Source organism: Streptomyces noursei (assembly GCF_001646665.1).
GTDB classification, from domain to species: Bacteria; Actinomycetota; Actinomycetes; order Streptomycetales; family Streptomycetaceae; genus Streptomyces; species Streptomyces lavendulocolor.
In genome coordinates, this window is the sequence record NZ_LWBU01000363.1 from 143,786 (window position 1) to 166,869 (window position 23,084).

General features: G+C 73.2%; 20 protein-coding genes. 12 read left to right on the forward strand and 8 right to left on the reverse strand.

Translation table 11 applies throughout. The features are described 5' to 3' along the window. Positions 1 to 500 precede the first annotated feature (500 nt). Positions 501 to 1,460 carry a methylmalonyl Co-A mutase-associated GTPase MeaB gene (gene meaB, locus A4V12_RS25785; RefSeq protein ID WP_064071804.1) on the reverse strand — a complete coding sequence of 320 codons (960 nt, stop codon included), beginning with the start codon at positions 1,458 to 1,460 and terminating at the stop codon, positions 501 to 503. 28 nt (positions 1,461 to 1,488) lie between these two features. Next, entirely contained in the window at positions 1,489 to 2,697 is a 1,209-nt protein-coding gene (locus tag A4V12_RS25790; protein ID WP_064071805.1) for an acetyl-CoA C-acetyltransferase, read from the reverse strand. Positions 2,698 to 2,834: 137 nt separating this feature from the next. Between A4V12_RS25790 and mce the strand changes: the two genes are divergently transcribed. The 7 genes from mce (at position 2,835) to A4V12_RS25825 (ending at position 12,684) form a co-directional block, all read left to right on the forward strand. Beyond that, a complete protein-coding gene (gene mce / locus A4V12_RS25795) occupies positions 2,835 to 3,275 on the forward strand; it encodes a methylmalonyl-CoA epimerase (protein ID WP_064071806.1) in 441 nt (146 codons plus the stop codon). Positions 3,276 to 3,450: 175 nt separating this feature from the next. After that, positions 3,451 to 7,536, forward strand: coding sequence for a polarized growth protein Scy (gene scy, locus A4V12_RS25800; RefSeq protein WP_064071807.1), 4,086 nt, complete (start codon positions 3,451 to 3,453; stop codon positions 7,534 to 7,536). 115 nt (positions 7,537 to 7,651) lie between these two features. Then, positions 7,652 to 8,590 carry a hypothetical protein gene (locus A4V12_RS25805; RefSeq protein WP_064071808.1) on the forward strand — a complete coding sequence of 313 codons (939 nt, stop codon included), beginning with the start codon at positions 7,652 to 7,654 and terminating at the stop codon, positions 8,588 to 8,590. 209 nt (positions 8,591 to 8,799) lie between these two features. Continuing rightward, positions 8,800 to 9,735 carry an ABC transporter ATP-binding protein gene (locus A4V12_RS25810; RefSeq protein WP_064071809.1) on the forward strand — a complete coding sequence of 312 codons (936 nt, stop codon included), beginning with the start codon at positions 8,800 to 8,802 and terminating at the stop codon, positions 9,733 to 9,735. Between the two features lie 2 nt (positions 9,736 to 9,737). Then, positions 9,738 to 10,517, forward strand: coding sequence for an ABC transporter permease subunit (locus tag A4V12_RS25815; protein WP_064071810.1), 780 nt, complete (start codon positions 9,738 to 9,740; stop codon positions 10,515 to 10,517). A 158-nt stretch (positions 10,518 to 10,675) separates the two neighbouring features. Beyond that, positions 10,676 to 11,875 carry an ABC transporter ATP-binding protein gene (locus A4V12_RS25820; protein ID WP_064071811.1) on the forward strand — a complete coding sequence of 400 codons (1,200 nt, stop codon included), beginning with the start codon at positions 10,676 to 10,678 and terminating at the stop codon, positions 11,873 to 11,875. Beyond that, positions 11,872 to 12,684, forward strand: coding sequence for an ABC transporter permease (locus A4V12_RS25825; protein WP_064071812.1), 813 nt, complete (start codon positions 11,872 to 11,874; stop codon positions 12,682 to 12,684). Before A4V12_RS25820 ends, A4V12_RS25825 begins: the two co-directional genes overlap by 4 nt. 12 nt (positions 12,685 to 12,696) lie before the next feature. On the opposite strand, the gene A4V12_RS25830 is transcribed toward A4V12_RS25825, so the two are convergent. Beyond that, entirely contained in the window at positions 12,697 to 13,026 is a 330-nt protein-coding gene (locus A4V12_RS25830) for a hypothetical protein (RefSeq protein ID WP_064071813.1), read from the reverse strand. A gap of 194 nt (positions 13,027 to 13,220) precedes the next feature. Between A4V12_RS25830 and A4V12_RS25835 the strand changes: the two genes are divergently transcribed. Then, complete coding sequence (locus tag A4V12_RS25835) at positions 13,221 to 14,255, forward strand: LLM class flavin-dependent oxidoreductase (protein WP_064071814.1); 1,035 nt, start codon at positions 13,221 to 13,223, stop codon at positions 14,253 to 14,255. Between the two features lie 65 nt (positions 14,256 to 14,320). Here A4V12_RS25835 and A4V12_RS25840 read toward each other — a convergent pair whose 3' ends face one another. Continuing rightward, positions 14,321 to 14,713, reverse strand: coding sequence for an SCO5389 family protein (locus A4V12_RS25840; RefSeq protein ID WP_064071815.1), 393 nt, complete (start codon positions 14,711 to 14,713; stop codon positions 14,321 to 14,323). A gap of 221 nt (positions 14,714 to 14,934) precedes the next feature. Between A4V12_RS25840 and nucS the strand changes: the two genes are divergently transcribed. Then, positions 14,935 to 15,597, forward strand: coding sequence for an endonuclease NucS (nucS, locus tag A4V12_RS25845; protein ID WP_064071816.1), 663 nt, complete (start codon positions 14,935 to 14,937; stop codon positions 15,595 to 15,597). A 91-nt stretch (positions 15,598 to 15,688) separates the two neighbouring features. Here the strand turns inward: nucS and A4V12_RS38155 are convergent, their stop codons facing one another. The 4 genes from A4V12_RS38155 to A4V12_RS25865 all read right to left on the reverse strand — a co-directional run bounded on the left by A4V12_RS38155 (position 15,689) and on the right by A4V12_RS25865 (position 20,865). Further along, the gene (locus A4V12_RS38155; protein ID WP_064071817.1) at positions 15,689 to 18,505 is read right to left on the reverse strand and encodes an ATP-binding protein; all 2,817 of its coding nucleotides are present in this window, start codon (positions 18,503 to 18,505) and stop codon (positions 15,689 to 15,691) included. Positions 18,506 to 18,727: 222 nt separating this feature from the next. Next, a complete protein-coding gene (locus A4V12_RS25855; protein ID WP_031073773.1) occupies positions 18,728 to 19,051 on the reverse strand; it encodes an STAS domain-containing protein in 324 nt (107 codons plus the stop codon). 153 nt (positions 19,052 to 19,204) lie between these two features. Then, entirely contained in the window at positions 19,205 to 20,053 is an 849-nt protein-coding gene (locus tag A4V12_RS25860; RefSeq protein WP_064071818.1) for a 3-hydroxyacyl-CoA dehydrogenase family protein, read from the reverse strand. 164 nt (positions 20,054 to 20,217) lie between these two features. Further along, positions 20,218 to 20,865: a TetR/AcrR family transcriptional regulator gene (locus A4V12_RS25865; protein WP_064071819.1), complete on the reverse strand. Its 648-nt coding sequence runs from the start codon at positions 20,863 to 20,865 to the stop codon at positions 20,218 to 20,220. 80 nt (positions 20,866 to 20,945) lie between these two features. Here A4V12_RS25865 and A4V12_RS25870 point away from each other — a divergent pair, with 80 nt between their 5' ends. From A4V12_RS25870 to A4V12_RS25880, 3 genes are read left to right on the forward strand one after another with little or no spacing between them, the layout of a single operon-like run. Continuing rightward, positions 20,946 to 21,731: an ABC transporter ATP-binding protein gene (locus tag A4V12_RS25870; RefSeq protein ID WP_064071820.1), complete on the forward strand. Its 786-nt coding sequence runs from the start codon at positions 20,946 to 20,948 to the stop codon at positions 21,729 to 21,731. A gap of 8 nt (positions 21,732 to 21,739) precedes the next feature. Next, a complete protein-coding gene (locus tag A4V12_RS25875; protein WP_064071821.1) occupies positions 21,740 to 22,489 on the forward strand; it encodes an ABC transporter permease in 750 nt (249 codons plus the stop codon). Positions 22,490 to 22,502: 13 nt separating this feature from the next. Then, a complete protein-coding gene (locus tag A4V12_RS25880) occupies positions 22,503 to 23,075 on the forward strand; it encodes a cob(I)yrinic acid a,c-diamide adenosyltransferase (RefSeq protein ID WP_064071822.1) in 573 nt (190 codons plus the stop codon). Positions 23,076 to 23,084 lie beyond the last annotated feature (9 nt).

Here is a 23,084-nt window from a genome sequence, read left to right on the forward strand (position 1 = left end):
ACGGCCCCACCCCGGGCCGTCCCCCGTCTGCGGGCCGGTGGGTGGCCTCGACCCTCGGGCCGTCGACCATCAGCGGGCCGGTGGGTGGGAGTACGGCTCGTGCCAGCGCCTAAGCGGTCTCACGAACGGTGGCGGGATGTTCCCGGACTCGGCGCGGAGGGGCCGTGCAGGGTCGCCCCCGCAGCGGATTGGCGGCGAGTGACGGTCACTGGACCGGCTGGGCGCCCCGCCAACCGCGAGGAGGTGAGCCCGGAGGGGCCCCGTACCCAGCCCACCGGCAAAAAGCCCCCCGGCCACACCTCGCACGGGGAACCGCCCCGTACCCGGCCACCGGCAGCAATCCATCCGCGGCCACGCCCCGCACGGCGCACCGCCCCGCCCCCGGCCTGCGGGGCGCAGGCGCGGGGCGGGAGACAGTGGGCCCGGGGCTGCGCGCCCCGGGCCCACCGGCGGAAAAGCGCCCCGGCCGCGCCCCGCACGGCGCCCGACCGGGGCGGGGGTCAGCGGCCCGTGAGGCCCGCGACCAGTTCGTCCGCGGCGGCGTACGGGTCCAGCTCGCCCGCCACGATCCGCTCCGACAGCGCGTCCAGGCGCCGGTCGCCGTGGAGGTCGCCGATCCGCTCGCGCAGGGCGGTGACCGCGATGGTCTCCACCTCGTGCGCCGCCCGCGCACGGCGGCGCTCCGCGAGGACGCCCCGCTCCTCCATCCACGCGCGGTGCTTCTCCAGCGCCTCGACCACCTCGTCGACGCCCTCGCCCCGCGCGGCGACGGTCTTCACGATCGGCGGCCGCCAGTCGCCCGGGCCGCGCGACTCCCCGAGCCCGAGCATGTGGTTCAGCTCGCGCGCGGTCGCGTCGGCGCCGTCCCGGTCGGCCTTGTTGACGACGTACACGTCGCCGATCTCGAGGATGCCCGCCTTCGCCGCCTGGATGCCGTCGCCCATGCCGGGCGCGAGGAGCACCACGGAGGTGTCGGCCTGCGAGGCGATCTCCACCTCGGACTGCCCGACGCCGACCGTCTCGACGAGCACCACGTCGCACCCGGCCGCGTCGAGCACCCGGATGGCCTGCGGGGCGGCCCACGCCAGGCCGCCCAGGTGGCCGCGGGTGGCCATCGAGCGGATGTAGACGCCCGGGTCGGAGGCGTGCTCCGACATCCGGACCCGGTCGCCCAGCAGCGCGCCGCCGCTGAACGGCGACGACGGGTCGACGGCGAGCACGCCGACCCGCTTCCCGGCCCGCCGGTACGCGCTGACCAGCGCCGACGTCGACGTCGACTTGCCGACACCGGGCGAGCCGGTGAGGCCCACCACGTACGCACCGCCCGCCAGCGGGGCCAGCGCCGCCATCACCTCACGGAGCTGCGGGGACGCCCCCTCCACGAGCGAGATCAGCCGGGCTACGGCCCGGGGCCGGCCCTCCCGTGCCTGGGCGACCAGTGCGGGGACGTCCACCTTCACGTACGTAGCTCCTTACTCGCAGCGAGGATTACTTGCCGTTGCCCGGGACGCGGAGGATCAGCGCGTCGCCCTGACCGCCGCCGCCGCACAGCGCCGCCGCGCCGACGCCGCCGCCGCGCCGCTTGAGCTCCAGCGCCAGGTGGAGGACGACACGGGCGCCGGACATGCCGATCGGGTGCCCGAGCGCGATCGCGCCGCCGTTGACGTTCACCTTTTCCGGGGACACCCCGAGGTCCTTCATTGACTGGACGGCGACGGCGGCGAACGCCTCGTTGATCTCGATGAGGTCGAGGTCGGCGACGTCCAGGCCCTCCTTCTTCAGGGCGTGCCGGATCGCGTTGGACGGCTGGGACTGGAGGGAGTTGTCCGGGCCGGCCACGTTGCCGTGGGCGCCGATCTCGGCGATCCAGTCGAGGCCCAGCTCCTGGGCCTTGGCCTTGCTCATCACCACGACGGCCGCCGCGCCGTCGGAGATCTGCGAGGAGGTGCCCGCGGTGATCGTGCCGTCCTTGGCGAAGGCGGGGCGCAGCTTGCCCAGGGACTCGACGGTGGTCTCGGGCCGGATGCCCTCGTCCTTGCTGAAGACGACCGGCTCGCCCTTGCGCTGCGGGATCTCGACGGGCGTGATCTCCGCCTCGAAGAGGCCGTTCTTCTGCGCGGCGGCGGCCCGCTGGTGGGACAGGGCGGCGATCTCGTCCTGCGCCTCGCGGGCGATGCCCAGGCGCGTGTTGTGCTTCTCCGTGGACTCGCCCATGGCGATGTTCTCGAAGGAGTCGGTGAGGCCGTCGTACGCCATGGCGTCGATCATCTCGATCGCACCGTACTTGTAGCCCTCGCGGGACTTGGGCAGCAGGTGCGGCGCGTTGGTCATGGACTCCTGGCCGCCGGCGACGACGACGTCGAACTCGCCGGCGCGGATCAGCTGGTCCGCGAGCGCGATGGCGTCGAGGCCGGAGAGGCACACCTTGTTGATGGTGAGCGCGGGCACGTTCATCGGGATGCCGGCCTTGACGGCGGCCTGACGGGCGGGGATCTGGCCGGCGCCGGCCTGCAGCACCTGGCCCATGATCACGTACTGCACCTGGTCGCCGCCGATGCCGGCCCGGTCCAGCGCGGCCTTGATGGCGAAGCCGCCGAGGTCGGCGCCGGAGAAGGTCTTGAGCGAGCCGAGCAGGCGGCCCATGGGCGTGCGCGCGCCCGCGACGATGACTGAGGTGGTACCGGTCGTTCCAGACATGAGGCACGGCCCCTTGGATGTGGGAGTGAACGAGGGTTTACCGCCAATGTACTGAGCGGTACGTGTCCTGGTCACCGGGCAGCCAGTGTGATGGCGCGCACGTTGCGTAACCACCTCCGGAGCGCTGCACTGGTGCCATGCTGACGCGAATCGACCACATCGGGATCGCCTGTTTCGACCTCGACAAGACCGTTGAGTTCTACCGTGCCACGTACGGCTTCGAGGTGTTCCACGAGGAGGTGAACGAGGAGCAGGGGGTCCGCGAGGCCATGCTCAAGATCAACGAGACGTCCGACGGGGGTGCCTCCTACCTCCAGCTGCTGGAGCCGACCCGTGAGGACTCCGCGGTGGGCAAGTGGCTCGCCAAGAACGGCGAGGGCGTGCACCACATCGCCTTCGGCACGGCGGACGTCGACGGGGACGCCACCGCGATCCGTGAAAAGGGTGTGCGGGTTCTGTACGACGAGCCGCGCATCGGCTCCATGGGGTCCCGCATCACGTTCCTGCACCCCAAGGACTGTCACGGTGTCCTGACGGAACTGGTGACCTCGGCCGGGACGTCCTCGGTGGAGCACTGACCTCCGGATTCCTGGCCCGGTAGAGTGGGCGGCTCCGGGCCGGGGCCGGATCGGGGCCGTGCCGCGGCGTCGTGGTCGAGCCATTCGATCTGACACCATTCCCCGGGGGGCCGTTCGCCGGCGAACGGTGCTCGTACCAAGAGAGTTGCGACCAGGGGACGGATGGGACCGCGCAGTGCGGGGCTACGAACGCCAGGAGAGCCACCGGGCTGACGACCACCTTTCGCGGTTCGAGGCCGAGATGGACCGGCTGAAGACCGAGCGGGAGAAGGCCGTCCAGCACGCCGAGGACCTCGGTTACCAGGTCGAGGTGTTGCGCGCCAAGCTCCACGAGGCGCGCCGCACCATCGCGTCCCGACCGGCGTACGACAACGCCGACATCGGCTACCAGGCCGAGCAGTTGCTGCGGAACGCCCAGATCCAGGCCGACCAGCTGCGCTCGGACGCCGAGCGCGAGCTGCGCGAGGCCCGGGCCCAGACGCAGCGGATACTGCAGGAGCACGCCGAGCACCAGGCCCGGCTCCAGGCGGAGTTGCACGCCGAGGCGGTGCAGCGCCGGCAGCGGCTCGACCAGGAGCTGTCGGAGCGCCGCCAGACCGTCGAGGCGCACGTCAACGAGAACGTGGCGTGGGCGGAGCAGCTGCGCGCCCGTACGGAGGCGCAGGCCCGCCGCCTGATGGAGGAGTCCCGGGCGGAGGCCGAGCAGGCGCTCGCCGCGGCCCGCGCGGAGGCCACCCGGATCGCCGAGGAGGCCCGCCGGCGCCTGGGCGCCGAGACGGAGACGGCCCGCGCGGAGGCCGAGGCGATCCTGCTGCGCGCCCGGAAGGACGCCGAGCGGCTGCTGAACGCCGCGTCCACCCAGGCCCAGGAGGCCACCAGCCACGCCGAGCAGCTGCGCAGCGCCACGAACGCCGAGTCGGACCAGGCGCGCCAGCAGGCCGCGGAGCTCGCCCGGGCCGCCGAGCAGCGGATGGCCGAGGCCGAGGAGCGGCTGCGCGAGGCCCGCGCGGAGGCCGACAAGGTCGTCGCGGAGGCCCGTGAGTCGGCGGCCAAGCGGCTGTCGACCGCCGAATCGGAGACCGAGCAGCGCACCCGTACGGCCAAGGCGGAGATCGCCCGGCTGGTGGCGGAGGCGACGAAGGAGTCCGAGGCGCTGAAGGCGGAGGCCGAGCAGGCGCTCGCCGACGCCCGCGCGGTGGCGGAGAAGCTGGTCGCCGAGGCGTCCGAGAAGGCCCGCACGGCGGCGGCCGAGGACAGCGCCGCCCAGCTCGCCAAGGCTGCCCGCACCGCCGAGGAGGTCCTGTCCAAGGCGTCGGACGACGCGCAGGAGACCACCCGCAAGGCGTCCGAGGAGGCCGAGCGGATCCGCCGCGAGGCGGAGGCGGAGGCGGACCGGCTGCGGGCCCAGGCGCACGACACGGCCGAGCAGCTCAAGGGCGCCGCGAAGGACGACACCAAGGAGTACCGCGCCAAGACGGTCGAGCTCCAGGAGGAGGCGCGCCGGCTGCGCGGCGAGGCCGAGCAGCTGCGGGCGGAGGCCATCGCCGAGGGCGAGCGGATCCGCGGCGAGGCGCGGCGCGAGGCGGTCCAGCAGATCGAGGAGGCGGCCAAGACCGCCGAGGAGCTGCTGACCAAGGCGAAGTCGGACGCCGACGAGCTGCGGACGTCCGCGACGGCCGAGAGCGAGCGGGTCCGCACCGAGGCGATCGAGCGGGCGACGGCCCTGCGCCGGCAGGCCGAGGAGACGCTGGAGCGCACCCGGGGCGAGGCCGAGCAGCTGCGCACCGACGCCGAGGAGCAGGCCGAGTCGGTGCGGGCCGCGGCGGAGCAGGCTGCCGCGGCGCTGCGCGAGGAGACCGAGCGGGGCATCGCCGCCCGGCAGGCGGAGGCCGCCGAGGAGCTGGCCCGGCTGCATGCGGAGGCGGAGACCCGGCTCACGGCCGCCGAGCAGGCGCTCGCCGACGCGCGGGCCGAGGGCGAGCGGATCCGCCGCGAGGCCGCCGAGGAGACGGAGCGGCAGCGCGGCGAGGCCGCCGAGCGCATCCGTACGCTCCAGGGGCAGGCCGAGCAGGAGGCCGAGCGGCTGCGCACCGAGGCCGCGGCCGACGCGTCGGCGGCCCGTGCGGAGGCGGAGAACGCGGCGGTACGGCTGCGTTCCGAGGCCGCCGCCGAGGCGGAGCGGCTGAAGTCGGAGGCGCAGGAGTCGGCCGACCGGGTGCGTGCCGAGGCGCAGGCCGCGGCCGAGCGGGTCACCGCGGAGGCCGCCGAGGAGCTGGCCGCGGCCCGCGAGGAGGCCAACCGTCGCCGCCGCGAGGCGGAGGAGACGCTGGGTTCCGCGCGCACGGAGGCGGACCAGGAGCGGGAGCGGGCCCGCGAGCAGAGCGAGGAGCTGCTGGCGTCGGCGCGCAAGCGCGTCGAGGAGGCGCAGACCGAGGCGCAGCGGCTGGTCGAGGAGGCGGACCGGCGGGCGACCGAGATGGTGTCGGCCGCCGAGCAGACCGCGCAGCAGGTGCGGGACGCGGTCGCGGGGCTGCACGAGCAGGCCGAGGAGGAGATCGCCGGGCTGCGGTCGGCGGCCGAGCACGTGGCGGAGCGGACGCGCGGCGAGGCGCAGGAGGAGGCGGACCGGGTCCGTTCCGACGCGTACGCGGAGCGGGAGCGGGCCGCGGAGGACGCGGGCCGGGTGCGACAGCGCGCCCAGGAGGAGGCGGAGGCCGCCAAGGCGCTCGCGGAGCGCACCATGGCCGACGCGATCTCGGAGTCGGAGCGGCTGAAGCAGGACACGGCCGAGTACGCGCAGCGGATGCGGACGGAGGCGTCGGACTCGCTCGCATCGGCGGAGCAGGACGCCGCGCGTACCCGTGCGGAGGCCCGCGAGGACGCCAACCGCATCCGGTCGGAGGCGGCGGCGCAGGCGGACCGGCTGGTCGGCGAGGCGACGGCCGAGGCCGAGCGGATGACGGCCGAGGCGTCCGAGCTGCTGGCCATGGCGGAGCAGGACGCGGCGCGGCTGCTGGGCGAGGCCGAGCAGGTCAAGGCGGAGGGCGAGGCGCAGGCCGAGGAGCTGCGGGCGGCTGCCCGGGCGGACGGCGAGCGGGTCCTCGACGAGGCGCGGAAGGCCGCCGACAAGCGGCGGGCGGACGCGGCCGAGCAGGCGGACCAGCTGGTCGGCGAGGCGACGGGCGAGGCCGAGCGGATCGGCGCCGAGACCGCGGAGCGGGTGGAGCGCCTGGTCGCGGAGGCGACGGCGGAGGCGGAGCGGCTGCGGGCCGAGTCGGAGGCGGAGGCCGAGCGCGTACGGGCCGAGGCGACGGACGAGGCGGAGCGGCTGCGGGCGGAGGCGGCCGAGGCGGTCGGTTCGGCGCAGCAGGCGGCGGAGCGCATCCGTACCGAGGCGGAGCGGCTGCGGGCCGAGTCGGAGGCGGCGGCCGAGGAGCTGCGGGCCGAGGCGCGGGCCGAGGCGGACCGGGTGGTCGACGAGGCGCGCGAGGCGGCGGCCAAGCGGCGGGCGGACGCGGCCGAGCAGGCCGACCAGTTGGTGGCGAAGGCGCAGGAGGAGGCGCTGCGGGCGACCGCGGAGGCCGAGTCGCAGGCCGACACCATGGTGGGCGCGGCCCGCAAGGAGGCGGAGCGGATCGTCTCGGAGGCGACCGTCGAGGGCAACGCGCTGGTGGAGAAGGCCCGTACGGACGCCGATGAGCTGCTGGTCGGGGCGCGTGGTGACGCGACGGCCATAAGGGAGCGGACGGAGGAGCTCCGCCGGCGTACGGAGGCGGAGATCGAGGAGCTGCACGAGCGGGCCCGCCGGGAGAGCGCCGAGCAGATGAAGTCGGCGGGCGAGCGGGTGGACAAGCTGGTGAAGGCGGCCACCGAGCAGCGGGCCGAGGCGGAGGCGAAGGCGAAGGAGCTGCTGGCCGACGCGAATTCGGAGGCGAGCAAGGTCCGGATCTCGGCGGTGAAGAAGGCGGAGGGGCTGCTCAAGGAGGCGGAGCAGAAGAAGGCGACGCTCACGCGCGAGGCGGAGAAGATCAAGGCGGACGCGGAGCGCGAGGCCGAGAAGATGATCTCCGAGGGCAAGCGGGAGTTGGAGGTTCTGGTGCGCCGTCGCGAGGACATCCAGGCCGAGATCTCCCGTGTCCAGGACGTACTGGAGGCGTTGGAATCTTTCGAGGCGCCATCGGGGGGTACGAAGGACGGCGGGGTGAAGGCCACCGCGGCGGCGGGGGTTACCCGTTCGAGTGGCAAGTCAACCGACGAGTAAGCCACTCAAAAGGCTGGACATTCTCCAGTTTGAACGGGCATCCGCTCGAAGACACGCCGTGTGGACCCCTAGGATTCCCCCTAACACCTCACCGGTCTCATTCGACAGGAACCCCATGAGCGACACTTCCTCCCCCTTCGGCTTCGAGCTCGTGCGGCGTGGTTACGACCGCGGTCAGGTGGATGACCGCATTACCAAGCTCGTCGCCGACCGAGACAGTGCTCTGGCCCGAATCACCTCTCTGGAAAAGCGCATCGAGGAGCTCCACCTCGAGACGCAGAACGCCCAGGCCCAGGTCAGCGACGCCGAGCCGTCGTACGCCGGTCTCGGTGCCCGCGTCGAGAAGATCCTCCGTCTCGCCGAGGAGGAGGCGAAGGACCTGCGCGAGGAGGCCCGTCGCGCCGCCGAGCAGCACCGCGAGCTGGCCGAGTCGGCCGCGCAGCAGGTGCGCAACGACGCCGAGTCGTTCGCGGCGGAGCGGAAGGCGAAGGCCGAGGACGAGGGCGTCCGGATCGTCGAGAAGGCCCAGGGCGAGGCGAACTCGCTGCGCGCCGAGGCGCAGAAGGACGCGCAGTCGAAGCGTGAGGAGGCGGACGCGCTCTTCGAGGAGACCCGCGCGAAGGCCGCGCAGGCGGCCGCCGACTTCGAGACGAACCTCGCCAAGCGGCGGGAGCAGTCGGAGCGGGACCTGGCGTCGCGCCAGGCGAAGGCGGAGAAGCGTCTCGCCGAGATCGAGCACCGGGCGGAGCAGCTGCGCCTGGAGGCGGAGAAGCTGCGTACGGACGCGGAGCGCCGGGCCCGTCAGACGGTGGAGACGGCGCAGCGTCAGGCCGAGGACATCGTGGCGGACGCCAACGCCAAGGCGGATCGTATCCGCAGCGAATCGGAGCGCGAGCTGGCGGCGCTGACGAACCGTCGCGACTCGATCAACGCCCAGCTGACGAACGTCCGCGAGATGCTGGCGACCCTCACGGGCGCGGCGGTGGCCGCGGCCGGTTCGCCGGCGGACGACGAGCCGGTCTCCCGCGGCGTCCCGGCGCAGCAGACCCGCTAGTCGGAGTTCCGGCCGGCTCCACGGCCGTGTCCGAGGGCCCTGTGGGACCCATGACGTGTACGCCCCGAGGGGCGGGCGCGCGTGGGCCTCGCAGGGCCCTTCGCGTACGCCGGGCGCCGCGGGAGGCGCCTCCGCGCCTGGCCGTCCCCGGGAGGGCCGGCCGTGTCGTTCCGGTGGCGGCCCGGTCGGGGCGCCCGTAGCGTGGACGGGTGATCGAGCTCCAGGGTCTGACGAAACGTTTCGGTTCGAAGACGGCGGTCGACGATCTCTCCTTCCAGGTCCGCCCCGGCGTGGTGACGGGCTTCCTCGGCCCCAACGGTGCGGGCAAGTCGACGACCATGCGGATGGCGCTGGGCCTCGACCACCCGACCAGCGGCTCGGTCCGGATCGACGGCCGGCACTACCGGGAGCTCGACGAGCCGCTGAAGTACATCGGGGCGCTGCTGGAGGCGCGGGGGCTGCACGGCGGGCGCACCGCGTACAACAACCTGCTGTGCCTGGCCCAGTCCAACCGCATTCCGGAGAGCCGGGTCACCGAGGTGCTGGAGCTCGTGGGGCTGTCGGCCGTCACGAGGAAGAAACCGAAAGGTTTTTCGATGGGTATGGGGCAGCGGCTGGGAATCGCCGCCGCGCTCCTGGGTAATCCGCAGATCCTGATGTTCGACGAGCCCGTCAATGGTCTGGACCCCGAAGGAATTCACTGGATCCGCAATCTGATGAAGACGCTGGCGGCCGAAGGACGGACGATCTTCGTTTCCAGTCATCTGATGAGCGAAATGGCGCTCACGGCCGACCACTTGATCGTCATCGGACAGGGCAGGCTTCTGGCGGACACGTCGATGGCGGATTTCATCCACCGCAACTCCCGCAGTTATGTACGGCTGCGCTCCCCGCAGCGGGAGCGGCTGCTGGACGCGCTGCACGGCGCCGGCCTGACCGCGGTCGAGGCGGGGGACGGCACGCTGGAGGTCGACGGCGCGACGGCCGAGCAGGTCGGCGACCTGGCGGCCCGCCACGGCATCACCCTGCACGAGCTGAGCGCCCAGCGGGCCTCGCTGGAGGAGGCGTTCATGCGGATGACGGCGGCGACGGTGGAGTACCACGCGCACTCCGCCACCGTGCCCCAGTGGTCGAAGGAGGTCTGACGATGGCGTCGGCACCCGCGGTCCTCCGGTCGGAGTGGACGAAGATCCGTACGGTCTCCTCCACGGTCTGGACACTGGCGAGCGCGCTCGTCGTCACCGTCGCGATGGGCGCGGCACTGTCGGCCCTGGTGCGGGAGACGTTCGACGAGATGCCCGCCGTCGAGCGGGCCACGTTCGACGCGACCGTGGTCAGCTTCTCCGGCATGCTGCTGGGGCAGCTGGCGATGGTGGTGTTCGGGGTCCTGGTGGTCGGCACCGAGTACAGCACCGGAATGATCCGTACGTCGCTGGCCGCCGTCCCGCAGCGGGCGGCCTTCCTCTTCAGCAAGATCGCGGTGGCCGGGGTGCTGGCCCTGCTGGTCGGCCTGGCGACCGCCTTCCTCTCCTTCTTCCTCGGCCAGGCGCTGCTGGGTGAGCACCGTACGGACCTCGGTGAGGAGAACGTCCTGCGGGCGGTGGTCGGCGGCGGCCTCTACATGGGCCTGATGGCCGTGTTCTCGATGGGCGTGGCGGCGATGCTGCGCTCGACGGTGCTGTCGCTGGGCATCCTGGTGCCGTTCTTCTTCCTGGTCTCCCAGATCCTCTCGGCCGTGCCGAAGGCGAAGGAGGTCGCCGAGTACTTCCCGGACCAGGCGGGCTCGACGATCATGCAGGTGGTCCCCGGCGCCCTCGGCAGCGACCCGGCGCCCTACAGCCCGTGGGGCGGCATGGGCATCATGCTCCTGTGGGTGGCGGCGGCCCTCGCGGGCGGCTACCTGGTGCTGAAGCGCCGGGACGCCTAGGCAGTGGCCCGCCGGCCCGGCGGGACCACCTGGTGATCCATCTCCTGCCGGCCTCGGCGGAACCGTCAAGGGGCGGATACCCTCTTACCTCTTACGGGGGCTCTGCGTGTGCGTGCGGCGGGCCCGACGACGTGAACACCTGTCGATGGGGCTGGAGAATGATCGAGGCAGTCGGCCTGACGAAGCGCTACGGCGCCAAGACGGCCGTGTACAACCTTTCCTTCCAGGTGAGGCCGGGTACCGTGACGGGCTTCCTGGGGCCGAACGGCTCCGGCAAGTCGACGACGATGCGCATGATCCTCGGGCTGGACCGGCCGACGTCGGGCCACGTGACGATCGGCGGCCACCCCTACCGGCAGCTGCCGAACGCGCCCCGGCAGGTGGGCGCCCTGCTCGACGCCAAGGCCGTGCACGGCGGGCGCAGCGCGCGCAGCCACTTGCTTTCACTGGCCCAGCTCGCCGGCATACCGGCGCGCCGGGTGGACGAGGTGCTCGGGGTGGTGGGCCTTCAGGACGTGGCCCGCAAGCGGTCCAGCGGGTTCTCCCTCGGCATGGGGCAGCGCCTCGGCATCGCCGCCGCGCTGCTGGGCGACCCGCAGGTGCTGCTCTTCGACGAGCCGGTCAACGGCCTGGACCCCGAGGGCATCCTCTGGGTGCGCAACCTGATGAAGGCGCTGGCCGCCGAGGGGCGGACGGTCTTCGTCTCCTCGCACCTGATGAGCGAGATGGCCCTCACCGCCGAGCACCTGATCGTCATCGGGCGCGGCCAGCTGATGGCCGACATGAGCGTCAAGGACTTCATCTCGGCCAACTCCGCGGACTTCGCCCGGGTGCGTACGCCGCAGACCGAGCCCGCCCAGCGGGAGAAGCTGATGGGCGTGCTGGCGGAGGCGGGCGGCCAGGTGATGTCCGAGCCGGACGGCGCCCTGCGGGTGGCCGGGCTGCCGCTGCCGCGGATCAGCGACCTCGCGCACGACGCGGACGTACGCCTGTGGGAGCTGTCGCCGCACCAGGCGTCGCTGGAGGAGGCGTACATGCGCCTGACCCAGGGCGCGGTGGACTACCGCTCCACGACCGACCAGCGCGCCGGGCTGATGCAGCAGCCGGACCCCATGGGGTACGCGCCCGCGCAGCAGGTCGTCGTGCCGGAGGTGCCGCAGCAGGGCTGGTACGCCCCGCCGCCGCCCGGCCAGAACCCGTACGCGGGCGCACCGCAGCCCGGCGCGCAGCCGCAGCCGCCGCAACAGCAGCAGCGGCCGTACCAGGCGCCGCCCGCCGCCGCGCCGCCCGCGCCCGCCGCGCCGCCCGCCCCCGCCGCAGCCCCCGCAGACCTGAGCAAGAGCGAGGACGCCCGATGACCACCGCCCCCTACCCGCAGCAGTACACCTCGCCGATCCCGGTGCGCCGCGCCCACCTCGGGGACGCGCTCGCCTCCGAGTGGACGAAGATCCGCTCGGTGCGCTCCACGATGTGGACGCTCGGCGTCATGATCCTGCTCATGGTCGGTGTCGGCCTGCTGAGCATCGTGGCGATCAACGCGACCGACTCCGACCTGGGCCCGGAGTCCGTTCTCTCGCTGGGGTTCAACGGCGTGCTGCTCGGCAGCATCTGCGTGGTCACGCTGGGCGTGCTGACCATCTCGTCCGAGTACGGCACCGGCATGATCCGGACGACGCTCACCGCCTGCCCCAGCCGGGGCCGCGTGCTGGCCGCGAAGGCCATCGTCTTCTTCCTGCTCACGCTCGTCGTCACGGCGGTGACCGCCGCCGTGGTCGCCGGCATGCAGACCGCGATGATCGACTCCGGCAGCGCGGCGTCCGCCGAGGAGTGGGTGCGCGCGACGATCGGCGCGGGGCTGTTCACCGCCGTCCTCGGCCTCGTGGCGCTCGCCATGGGCGCGCTGGTCCGGCACTCCGCGGGCGCGATCACCATCATGATCGGCGTGATGCTGCTGCCGCTGGTGGCCGGGATGTTCATGTCGTCGCTGCCGAAGGTGCAGGAGTTCGTCTTCCAGTACTCGATCCCGAGCCTGCTCATCGCCTTCTACAGCGACACGGGTCTGATCGAGGGCGGCCCGCACGGCTGGACCCCGCTGTGGATCCTGAGCGGTGTGGCCGCCGTCGCGCTGGCCGGCGCGTTCCTCGCCACCGAGAAGCGCGACGTCTGAGCCGGCCGGCCCCTAGTGGCGGGGCGCGTTACGGGACCGCTGCACCCGCGTGGTGCGGCGGTCCTTCGCGTTCCAGCAGGCCTTGTGCCAGTGGCGGCGGTCGTCCACGCCGCCGTACTCCGGCCACGCCACCACGTGCGGCACGCCCGCCGGGATCTCCTGGTCGCAGCCGGGGCAGCGGTAGCGCTTGCCGACGGTGCCGGCGCCCGCCACGAGGCGGACGGACCACTCCTCGTCCTGCCAGGACTCGGTGCGCTGGAAACCGCCGTACCGGTCGCCCGACTCGCCGCCGGTCTCGTTCGGCTTCTCGCCGCCACGGGGGCGGTTGCGGCGCGGTGACACGGAACACCTCACTGGAGCGGGCTGCGGATGTGTGTCCGTCCAGCCTAAGGGTCGCGACTGTGGGTACTCGCACCGTCCGGTTCGAGTTACCGGAAAATCGCAACAACTTCCCGCCGGGCCGTTGCCTTTGGCACCTGCCAGCCGTTGTTGCCAGTGAGGGGAGCCGCGTCGGCCGGTCAAGGAGGCATAAGGCGATGCGTGTGGGAACTTTTGTACTGGCGGCCCAGTTTCCCGGCCAGGGCCAGGGGGAGACGCTGCACCGCGCGGTGCGGTCGGCGGAGGTGGCGGAAGAGACGGGACTGGACTCGGTATGGCTGGCCGAGCACCATTTCGTACCGTACGGCGTGTGTCCCTCGGCCGTGACGCTCGCCGCGCTGCTGCTCGGGCGCACGCGCCGGATCCGGGTCGGGACCGCCGTGAGCGTACTGCCGTCGGTCCATCCCGTGGCGCTCGCCGAGCAGACGGCGCTGCTGCACATCACGTCCGGCGGGCGGTTCACGCTGGGCGTGGGCCGGGGCGGGCCGTGGGTGGACCTGGAGGTGTTCGGCGCGGGTCTCGAGGCGTACGAGACGGGTTTCCCGGAGTCGCTGGACCTGCTGCTGCGCTGGCTGCGTGAGCCGCGGGTGGCGGCGGAGGGGCCGCGCCACCGGTTCCGCGAGGTCGCCGTCGTGCCCCGGCCGCAGGAGCTGATCGACGGGGATCCCGTACCGGAGACGATCGTCGCCTGCACCTCGCCGCGGAGCGTGCGGCTGGCCGCCGAGCGCTGCCTGCCGATGCTGCTCGGGATGCACTGCGGCGACGAGGAGAAGGCGGAGATGGTGGCCCTGTGGCGGCGTGAGGCGCGGGCCGCCGGCCACACCCCGGACGCGGTCGCCGCGGCGGGCCGGGGCCATGTGTCGGCGGGCGTGGCGCAGATCGCCGACCGTACGGCGGACGCGGCGGAGGTGCTGGTCAAGGCGATGCCCGGCTGGCTGAAACAGGGGCTGGACGCCCATGTCACGGTGGACGGCAGGCGCCGCTCGATGCGCGACCCGGTCGCCTACACGGAGCTGCTGTGCCGGCTGCACCCGGTGGGCTCGCCCCGGGTGGCGGCGGACCGGCTGGCGGCGACCTCGGAGCGTACGGGCATCACGCGGTTCGCGCTGCTCGTGGAGGGGTCCGGCGATGTCGCCGCGACGGAGGAGAACGTCCGGCGGCTGGGCGCCGAGGTGGTGCCCCGGCTCGCCTGATGCCCATCATGCTGCCGCCCCGCACCAGACGCACCTCCCGCGATGCCGAGCGGCAGCACAAGGCGTCAGCAGTCGCGCAGGGTCGGCGACTGGTTCAGCAGCTGGGCTCGTACGGAGGTGAAGCGGGCGAGCCGCTCGTCGACCGAGGAGTCCAGCGGGAACACCGCGACGCGGTGGCAGTTCTGGAATGCCAGACGCACGCCGAAGTGCCGCTGGAGCGCACCCCGGATCGCGTCACTCGCCAGCGCGCGCAGCAGCTGGCCGCGCGCCTGCTCGTCCGGGGGCGGCGTCTGGTTGTCGGCGAACGCACCACCGTCCACCTTCAGCTGGGCCACCAGAGAGCTGATCATCTCCCACGCGTAGGGCAGGGAGGTCCGGACGCAGTCGACGAAGTCGGCTTCGTCGACCTCGCCTCGCTCGGCCTGTTCCAACAGCGCCGGTGAGACGTCGAGCGACATGGGTTCTCCTCTCGCGACCCCGGGGCACCGGGGTCTTACGGGCAGGGAAGGAGGACGACCCCCGCACGACACGCTGCGTGCACGAGCGACAACCTCCCGCTTCCACGGTAAGCGCGCTGTCCGGACCGCACCAGGAGATTGGGTGGACAACCGGCCATGGAGGAACGGGAGTTTAGGACCGAATCGCGCGGAAGAGCGTGTGTCTTGTAGCGTTGCCGACCATGCGTCTCGTCATCGCCCGCTGCTCCGTGGACTACGCGGGCCGGCTCACCGCCCACCTGCCCTCCGCACCCCGTCTGATCCTGGTAAAGGCCGACGGCAGCGTGTCCATCCACGCCGACGACCGGGCGTACAAACCGCTCAATTGGATGTCGCCGCCGTGCACCCTCAAGGAGGGTGACGACCGCGTCTGGACGGTCGTCAACAAAGCGGGCGAGAAACTGATCATCACCATGGAGGAAGTCCTCCACGACTCGTCGCACGAACTGGGCGTCGATCCCGGTCTCATCAAGGACGGCGTGGAAGCGCACCTCCAGGAGCTGCTCGCCGACCGGATCGAGACACTCGGCGACGGGTACACGCTGATCCGCCGCGAGTACCCGACCGCCATCGGCCCGGTCGACATCCTGTGCCGTGACGCGGACGGCGCGACCGTCGCCGTGGAGATCAAGCGGCGCGGTGAGATCGACGGCGTGGAGCAGCTCACCCGCTACCTGGAGCTGCTGAACCGCGACCCCCACCTCGCGCCGGTGAAGGGCGTCTTCGCCGCCCAGGAGATCAAGCCGCAGGCGCGGGTGCTGGCGACGGACCGCGGCATCGGCTGCGTGGTGCTGGACTACGACGCGCTGCGCGGCATCGAGGACGACAAGCTGCGGCTGTTCTGACCGCGCCGGGCGGCCAGGACCGGCCGCCCGCGCACGTGTACCGCCGTACGCGGGCCCCGGGGCGACGTCACCGTCCCGGGGCCCGCGTGTGTCAGGCCGGCGTCCCGCCGTCCGGCGACGGGCCGCTGCTCGTGGCGGGGGCGCTCTGGGTGGCCCCGCCCGCCCCGCCGGTGGTGTCGGTCCCGCCGCTGCTGGTGCCGCCGCCCGCGCCGCCGGTGGTGTCGGTCCCGCCGGTGGTGTCCGTACCGCCGGTCGTGGTGCCGCCCGTCGTGTCGGTGCCGCCGGTGGTGTCCGTACCGCCCGTGGTGTCCGTGCCGCCGGTCGTGTCGGTGCCGCCGGTCGTGTCCGTACCGCCGGTCGTGTCCGTACCGCCCGTGGTGGGGGACGACGTCCCGCCGGTGGTGGGCGAGCTGGTGCCGCCGGTGGTGGGCGAGGACGTGCCGCCGGTCGTCGGGGTGGTGGTGCCGCCGGTCGTGGTGGACGTGCCCCCTGTGGTCGGGGTGCCGCTGGTGGCGGTGGAGCCGGACGTGGCGGACGGGTCGCCCGAGGGGCTGGAGGGGGTGCCCGCGGCACCGGACTCGCCCGGGGTCGCCGAGGAGCCGGGCCCGCCGGAGGTGCCCCAGCCCGAGCCGGAGCCGGTCGTGCCGCCGTGGCCGCCGCCGTCGCCGGGGTCGCGGGTGGAGCCCTGGGCCGGTTCGTCGATGCCGGGGGCGCCGTCGCCGCCCTTCTCGTCGGTGGACCGGTCGGAAGTGACGCGCCGCGAGCCGCCGTTGCCCTCGTCGCCGCCCGACGTCGCGCCCAGGGTCACCACCGTGCCCAGGACGGCCGCGAGGACGGCGCCCGCTCCCGCGGCGACCAGGTTGCGCCGGGCGCCGCTCAGGATGGTGCGCCGCGTCGTCGGCCCGGCCGCGGGGGCGGGCGGCTCCTGACGGGTGGCCGTGAGGGTCCCCGGCGCGGCGGGGGTGCCGGGGACGGGGGGCGGGGCCGCCGCCGCGGGCTGCTGCCGCACGGGGCCCGCGGGGACGCCGCCGGGCGGGGACGCCGACTCCTCGTACCGCGCCGCGGGCACCTCCTCGCCGGCCGCCGTCCGGCCGCCCGGCAGCGGCCCGCGCTCGCGGTCCGCCACCAGGGCCAGGGCGCGCCGGCCGGCCACCGTGCCGCGCTTGTCGGCGAGGGCGCCGCGCATGGCGATGGACGCCTCCAGCTCGGCGCGGGCCCGGTCGAGGTTGCCGGCGCACAGGGCGAGGACGCCCAACTCGTGGTGGAAGTAGGCCTCCTCGGCGACCTGGCCCGCGTGCCGGGCGGCCTCGGCACCGGTGCGCAGCGCCCGTTCCCAGGCGCCCCAGTGCAGACCGGCGGCGAACGCCGGTGCCGCGCTGCGGGCGAGGACGACCGCCGCGTCGGCGTACCCCTCGTCCTCGCCGGGGGCGGCGTCCGTGTCGGCGGGCTCCTCGGGGGTCCCGGTGCCGCCGAACACACCGGAGACGTCCGGGGAACCGGAGCCGGAGGCGGTGGTGCCGCCGGTGCCGGTGTCGGCGGCGGCCTGCACCAGCGCGGTCATCGCGGCCAGGACGGCGTCCGCCTCGGCGACCGCCCGTTCGGGGCTGACCGAGGGGTGGCCGACCCACCAGGCGTAGTGCTGGGCGGCGGTGTGGGCGCGGTCGGCGGCGCCCTCGTCGTAGCCGTCGGCGACGAGTTGGGCCTGCACTCCGGCGGCGAGCCGGTAGCGGGTGCCGACCGGGGTGAGCAGGGCGCAGCGCAGCAGCTCGCCGAGTGCCGCGTCGGCGTGGGTGTCGTTGACGAGCGCCGGCAGGTGCGCCTGGTGCGGCACCTCGCCGCCGAGCGCGACGGCGAAGCGGAGCGTTTCGCGGGCGGATTCGGAGAGCCGGGAGGCGAGCAGCGGGGCGGGGGCCGCACCGTCGCGGAGCGACGGCAGCGGGGCCTCGCGGGTGTCGGCGAAGACGTTGTCCTCGTCGTCGTCCCCGGACGGGGCGGCGCGCAGTTCGTCGCGCTGGCGCAGGAGGGCGCCGGCCTGGACGAAGCGGAGCGGGAGTCCTTCGGACTCGAACCAGAGGTCGCCGGCCCAGTTGGCCTCGTCGTCGGTGAGCGGCCGGTCGACGCCGCGCTCCAGGAGCTCCAGGGCGGAGCTGCGGTCCAGCCCGGAGAGGAACACCTCTTCGAGGTGGGACTCGGGGGACGGGGCGGCGACGTCGGGCGTGGCGGCGAGCAGGAAGGCGCACTCGGGGGTGGCGTCGAGGAGTTCCTCCAGCCCGGCGCCGCCGAACTCCAGGTCGTCCAGGACGACGACGGCGCCGATGGAGTGGACGGCGGTCAGCAGCCCGGCGCGGTCGGGGCGCTGGGCCGGCGCGCGGTGGACGGCGGCGAACAGGTCGTACAGCAGCTCGGTGGGCGTGCGGTGGTGGCCGGAGAGCCGGACGACGCCGTCGGGCGCGAGGTCGGCGCAGTCGGCGGCGACGGCGTCGAGCAGGGCGGTGCGGCCGGAACCGGCCGGTCCGGTGAGTCGTACGGAGCGTCCGCGCGACAGCAGCCGGACGAGCCGCTCGCGCTGTTCCTGGCGTTCCAGGAGGGGCAGGGGCACGGCGGCGGGGCCGGGGGGCACGGGCGGGCCGGCCGTGCGGGCGAGGTCGGCGCGCTCCTCGGGGGTGTGGCGGCCGGGTGCCTCCGGCAGGCGGCCGGGCGGGCACGGCTCGATCTCGCTGCCGTCTATGGGGTTGATGGTGAGCAGGAGGTCGCCCGAGACGAGCTGGGCGGTCCTGGCGGGGCCCGGCGGTGCGCCGCCCTGCCCGAAGGGGGGCATGGGGCCGCTGTCGCGCGTGGTGCGCGGGCGGTTGTCGCCGTCGCGGTCGTCGTGGCCGAAGTCTTCCGGTCCCCGGTTGATCGGGTCCATGGTGAAAGCCCCCAAAAGCGTGGTGCGCGGAAAGCCCCTCCCGGCCTTTCTGCACGCCCGCTGTCGCTTCTGGTCCGGTGCCCGCCGGGTGGGTTCGTCAAGGGCGGGCGACCGAACCCTAGACGTTGGCTCAGTATGAATGAAGAGCCGGGGTGGCACGGCGCCCAAGACGTCACGGTCTTGTGAGGATTGCGCGCCTGGTGTGGATTTCCGGGACCGTGCCTACACCCGGGGCAACGTTTCGGCGGCGATGCCGCCTTCGATGGCGAGGATGCGGTGCAGCCGGGTGGCCACCAGCAGGCGCTGCATCTGGGGCGGTACGCCCCGCAGCACCAGCCGGCGGCCGCAGCGGCCCGCTCGCCGGTGGGCGCCCATGATGACTCCGAGACCGGTGGCGTCCCAGGAGTCGAGGCCGGTCAGGTCCAGCACCAGGTCGCCGGCGCCGTCGTCGACGGCCGAGTGCAGGACCGTACGGGCGTCCGCCGCGCTGCGGACGTCGAGGCGGCCCCCGACGACCAGCTCGGCGTGGTCGCCCCTGATGTGCATATGCGCTCCCCGAGAGTGCGTCGTCGTCACGTCTTCCGTCGTCACGTACTTCTATGCAACAACTGACTGCCGGACCGGCGGACCAGTTGCGCCTTGTAAGCGAACCGATACCGAATTCACCCCGGGGGGTGATCGTGCAGGGGTCGGGACGGCTCAGTGCTTGTAGAAGCCCTGCCCGCTCTTGCGACCGATGTCACCGGCGTCCACCATCCGGCGCATCAGCTCCGGCGGCGCGAACTTCTCGTCCTGGGACTCGGTGTAGATGTTGCTGGTGGCGTGGAGCAGGATGTCCACGCCGGTGAGGTCGGCGGTCGCCAGCGGGCCCATCGCGTGGCCGAAGCCGAGCTTGCAGGCGATGTCGATGTCCTCGGCGGAGGCGACGCCCGATTCGTACAGCTTCGCGGCCTCGACGACCAGCGCGGAGATCAGACGGGTCGTCACGAAGCCGGCGACGTCGCGGTTGACGACGATACAGGTCTTGCCGACGGACTCGGCGAACTCGCGGGCGGTGGCGAGGGTTTCGTCGCTGGTCTTGTAGCCGCGCACCAGTTCGCACAGCTGCATCATCGGGACCGGCGAGAAGAAGTGGGTGCCGACGACGCGCTCGGGGCGCTCCGTCACGGCCGCGATCTTGGTGATCGGGATGGCGGAGGTGTTGGAGGCGAGGACGGCGTCGTCGCGTACGAGCTTGTCGAGCGTACGGAAGATGTCGTGCTTGACGTCCAGCTTCTCGAAGACCGCCTCGACGACGATGTCGGCGTCGGCGGCCGCGTCCATGTCGGTGGTGGTGGTGATGCGGGCCAAGGCGGCCTCGGCGTCGGCGGCTTCGAGCCGGCCCTTGGCGACGAACTTGTCGTACGAGGCCTTGATGCCGTCGGTGCCGCGGGTCAGGGCGGCGTCGGTGACGTCGCGCAGCACGACCTCCCAGCCCGCCTGGGCCGAGACCTGCGCGATTCCGGACCCCATGAGTCCGGCCCCGATGACGGCGAGCTTCCTGGCCACGATCTTCCCCTTAACACCCGTTTACGTATCGGCTCTTCGCGGAGGTTAGCGGGCGCGCGCGGCCCTGTGGCGCCGAAGAGATGCGCGTCACGTCTCAGATGACGGACATCACACCGATACGGGTGCCGCGGTGAGCCGGGGCGCCCCCCGGGCCGTGAGCCGGGTCACTCGGCCGGCCGCCGCGCGTACGCCCGGACCTTGTCGCCGAGCAGTTCCTCCGCCTCGTCGAGGAGGCCGAGGGCCTCGCGGGCGACCTCGCCGATGTCGCGCCACCGGACCATCTCGGTGCCGATCCAGGCCATCAGGGTGCTGTGGATCCAGGAGAGCTGTCCGGCAACGAGGGCCGGCACCGGGTCGTCGTCGCGCGCGGCGGTCTCCCGCGCGAGGGTGGTGGTGAGGTCGGCGAGGGCCTCCTGCTGGATGGCCCAGAGGCGGGAGCGCAGGGCGTGGGCGTCGGTGATGACGCGCATGAAGTCGGCCCAGCCGGCGAAGAGGCCGACGGTGGGCGACTGGCCGACGACCGCGGCGCGCAGTTCGCGCAGGACGGCGTCGGCGGCGGACTCGCCGGGGCGGCGGCCGCGCACGTACCGGGAGAGGCGGTCGATGACGTCCTCGCCGCGGTCGAGGAACAGGTCCTCCTTGGCCGGAAAGTAGTTGTAGACGGTGTTGACGGAGACGTCGGCCGCCCTGGCGATCTCGGCGATCGTCACGGCGTCGAAGCCGCGCTCCAGGAACAGGCCGGTGGCCACGTCGGAGATGTGCTGTCTGGTCTGCCGCTTCTTGCGCTCTCTCAGTCCTTCGGTCGTCGCCATGCGCCCATCCTAACTTTCCTGGACCCTCTGAAAACTTGGAGTCGTTGCAAACTTTCACCGACTCTGTTTTTCTTAGGAGCATGTCGTCCCTCATCCACACGGCCGGATTGGCCCACACCTTCCGCACCCGCCGCGGCCCCGTCGAAGCCGTCCGCGGCATCGACCTGACCGTCGGCGCCGGCGAGATCCTCGGCCTCCTCGGCCCCAACGGCGCCGGCAAGACCACCACGCTCCGGATGCTCACCACGCTCCTCCCGCCCACCGGCGGCACCGCCACCGTCGCGGGGTGCGACCTGGTCGGCGACCCGGCCGGCGTCCGGAGCAGGATCGGGTACGTCGCCCAGTCCGGCGGCGTCGACCTGTCCGTCTCCGTACGCGAGGAACTGGTCACCCAGGCCCGCCTCTACCGCCTCTCCAGGACCGAGGCGGCCGACCGCGCCGCCGAGCTGGCGCGCGAACTGGACCTCACCGAGCTGCTGGACCGCCCCTGCGCCGCGCTCTCCGGCGGGCAGCGGCGGCGCCTGGACATCGCGATGGGGCTCACGCACCGCCCCCGGGTGCTCTTCCTCGACGAGCCGACCACCGGCCTCGACCCGGCCAGCCGCGCCGGCCTGTGGCGGCTGGTGCGGCGGCTGCGGGACACCCACGGCACGACCGTCTTCCTCACCACCCACTACCTCGACGAGGCCGACGAGCTGTCGGACCGGCTCGTGGTGGTGGACAGGGGCGCGGTCGTGGCGGAGGGCGCCCCTGCCGCGCTGAAGGAGCGGTACGCCGGGTCGCCCCGCGCCTCCCTCCAGGACACGTTCCTCGCCATCACCGGGCGCGGCCCCGCGCCCGCCGACCAGGCCCCCGTGGCCGTATAGGAGTCCCCGTGCTGATCCACGACACCGCGCTCGTCTTCGGCCGGTACGCCCGCCAGACGCTGCGCTCCCGGTTCCAGCTGCTCTTCGGCGTGCTGATGCCGCTGATGTACCTGCTCTTCTTCGGCCCGCTCCTCACCGGTCTGCCGCTCGGCGCCCGGGGCGACTCCTGGCAGGTCCTCGTCCCCGGGCTGCTGCTCCAGCTCGGCCTGTTCGGCGCCTCGTTCGCGGGGTTCGCGATCATCATCGAGAAGCAGATGGGGGTGGTCGAACGGATGCGCGTCACCCCGGTCGGCCGGCTGCCGCTGCTGCTGGGCCGGGTCCTGCGGGACGCGGCGCTCTTCGTCTTCCAGGCGGTGCTGCTGGTGCTGGCCGCCGTGGCGATGGGGCTGCGGGCGCCGCTGGGCGGGATCCTGATCGGGTTCGGGTTCGTCGCCGTCCTGACGGTCGCGCTGGCGTCCCTGTCGTACGCGCTGGCGCTCAGGGTGCCCAAGCCGCAGGAGTTCGGGCCGGCCGTCAACGCGGTGAGCATGCCGTCGATGCTGCTGTCGGGCCTGATGCTGCCGATGGCCCTGGCACCGGCCTGGCTCGACGCCCTGTCGCACCTCATGCCGTTCCGGTACCTGGTCGACGCGGTGCGGGCGGCGTACGTGGGCGACTACACCGGCCCGGCGATGCTGTACGGCGTGCTGGTCGCGGCCGGTTTCGCGGCCCTGGCCGTGACGGTGGGCACACGGGTGTTCCGCGAGGCCGGGGCGTAACTAGGCTGGCCGCATGGTCAATCTGACGCGCATCTACACCCGCACCGGCGACAAGGGCACGACGGCACTCGGCGACATGAGCCGCACGGCCAAGACGGACCTGCGGATCGCGGCGTACGCCGACGCCAACGAGGCCAACGCGGTCATCGGCACCGCCATCGCGCTGGGCAGCCTCGGCGAGGAGGTCGTCAAGGTCCTCGTCCGCGTCCAGAACGACCTGTTCGACGTGGGCGCGGACCTGTCGACACCGGTGGTCGAGAACCCGCAGTACCCGCCGCTGCGGGTGGAGCAGTCGTACATCGACAAGCTGGAGGCGGACTGCGACCGGTTCCTGGAGGACCTGGACAAGCTCCGCTCCTTCATCCTCCCCGGCGGCACCCCGGGCGCGGCCCTGCTGCACCAGGCGTGCACGGTCGTCCGGCGCGCCGAGCGGTCGACGTGGGCCGCGCTGGAGGTGCACGGCGAGACGATGAACGCCCTGACCGCGACGTACCTCAACCGCCTCTCCGACCTGCTGTTCATCCTGGCGCGCACCGCCAACAAGGAGGTCGGCGACGTGCTGTGGGTCCCCGGCGGCGAACGCTGACACCCCTGC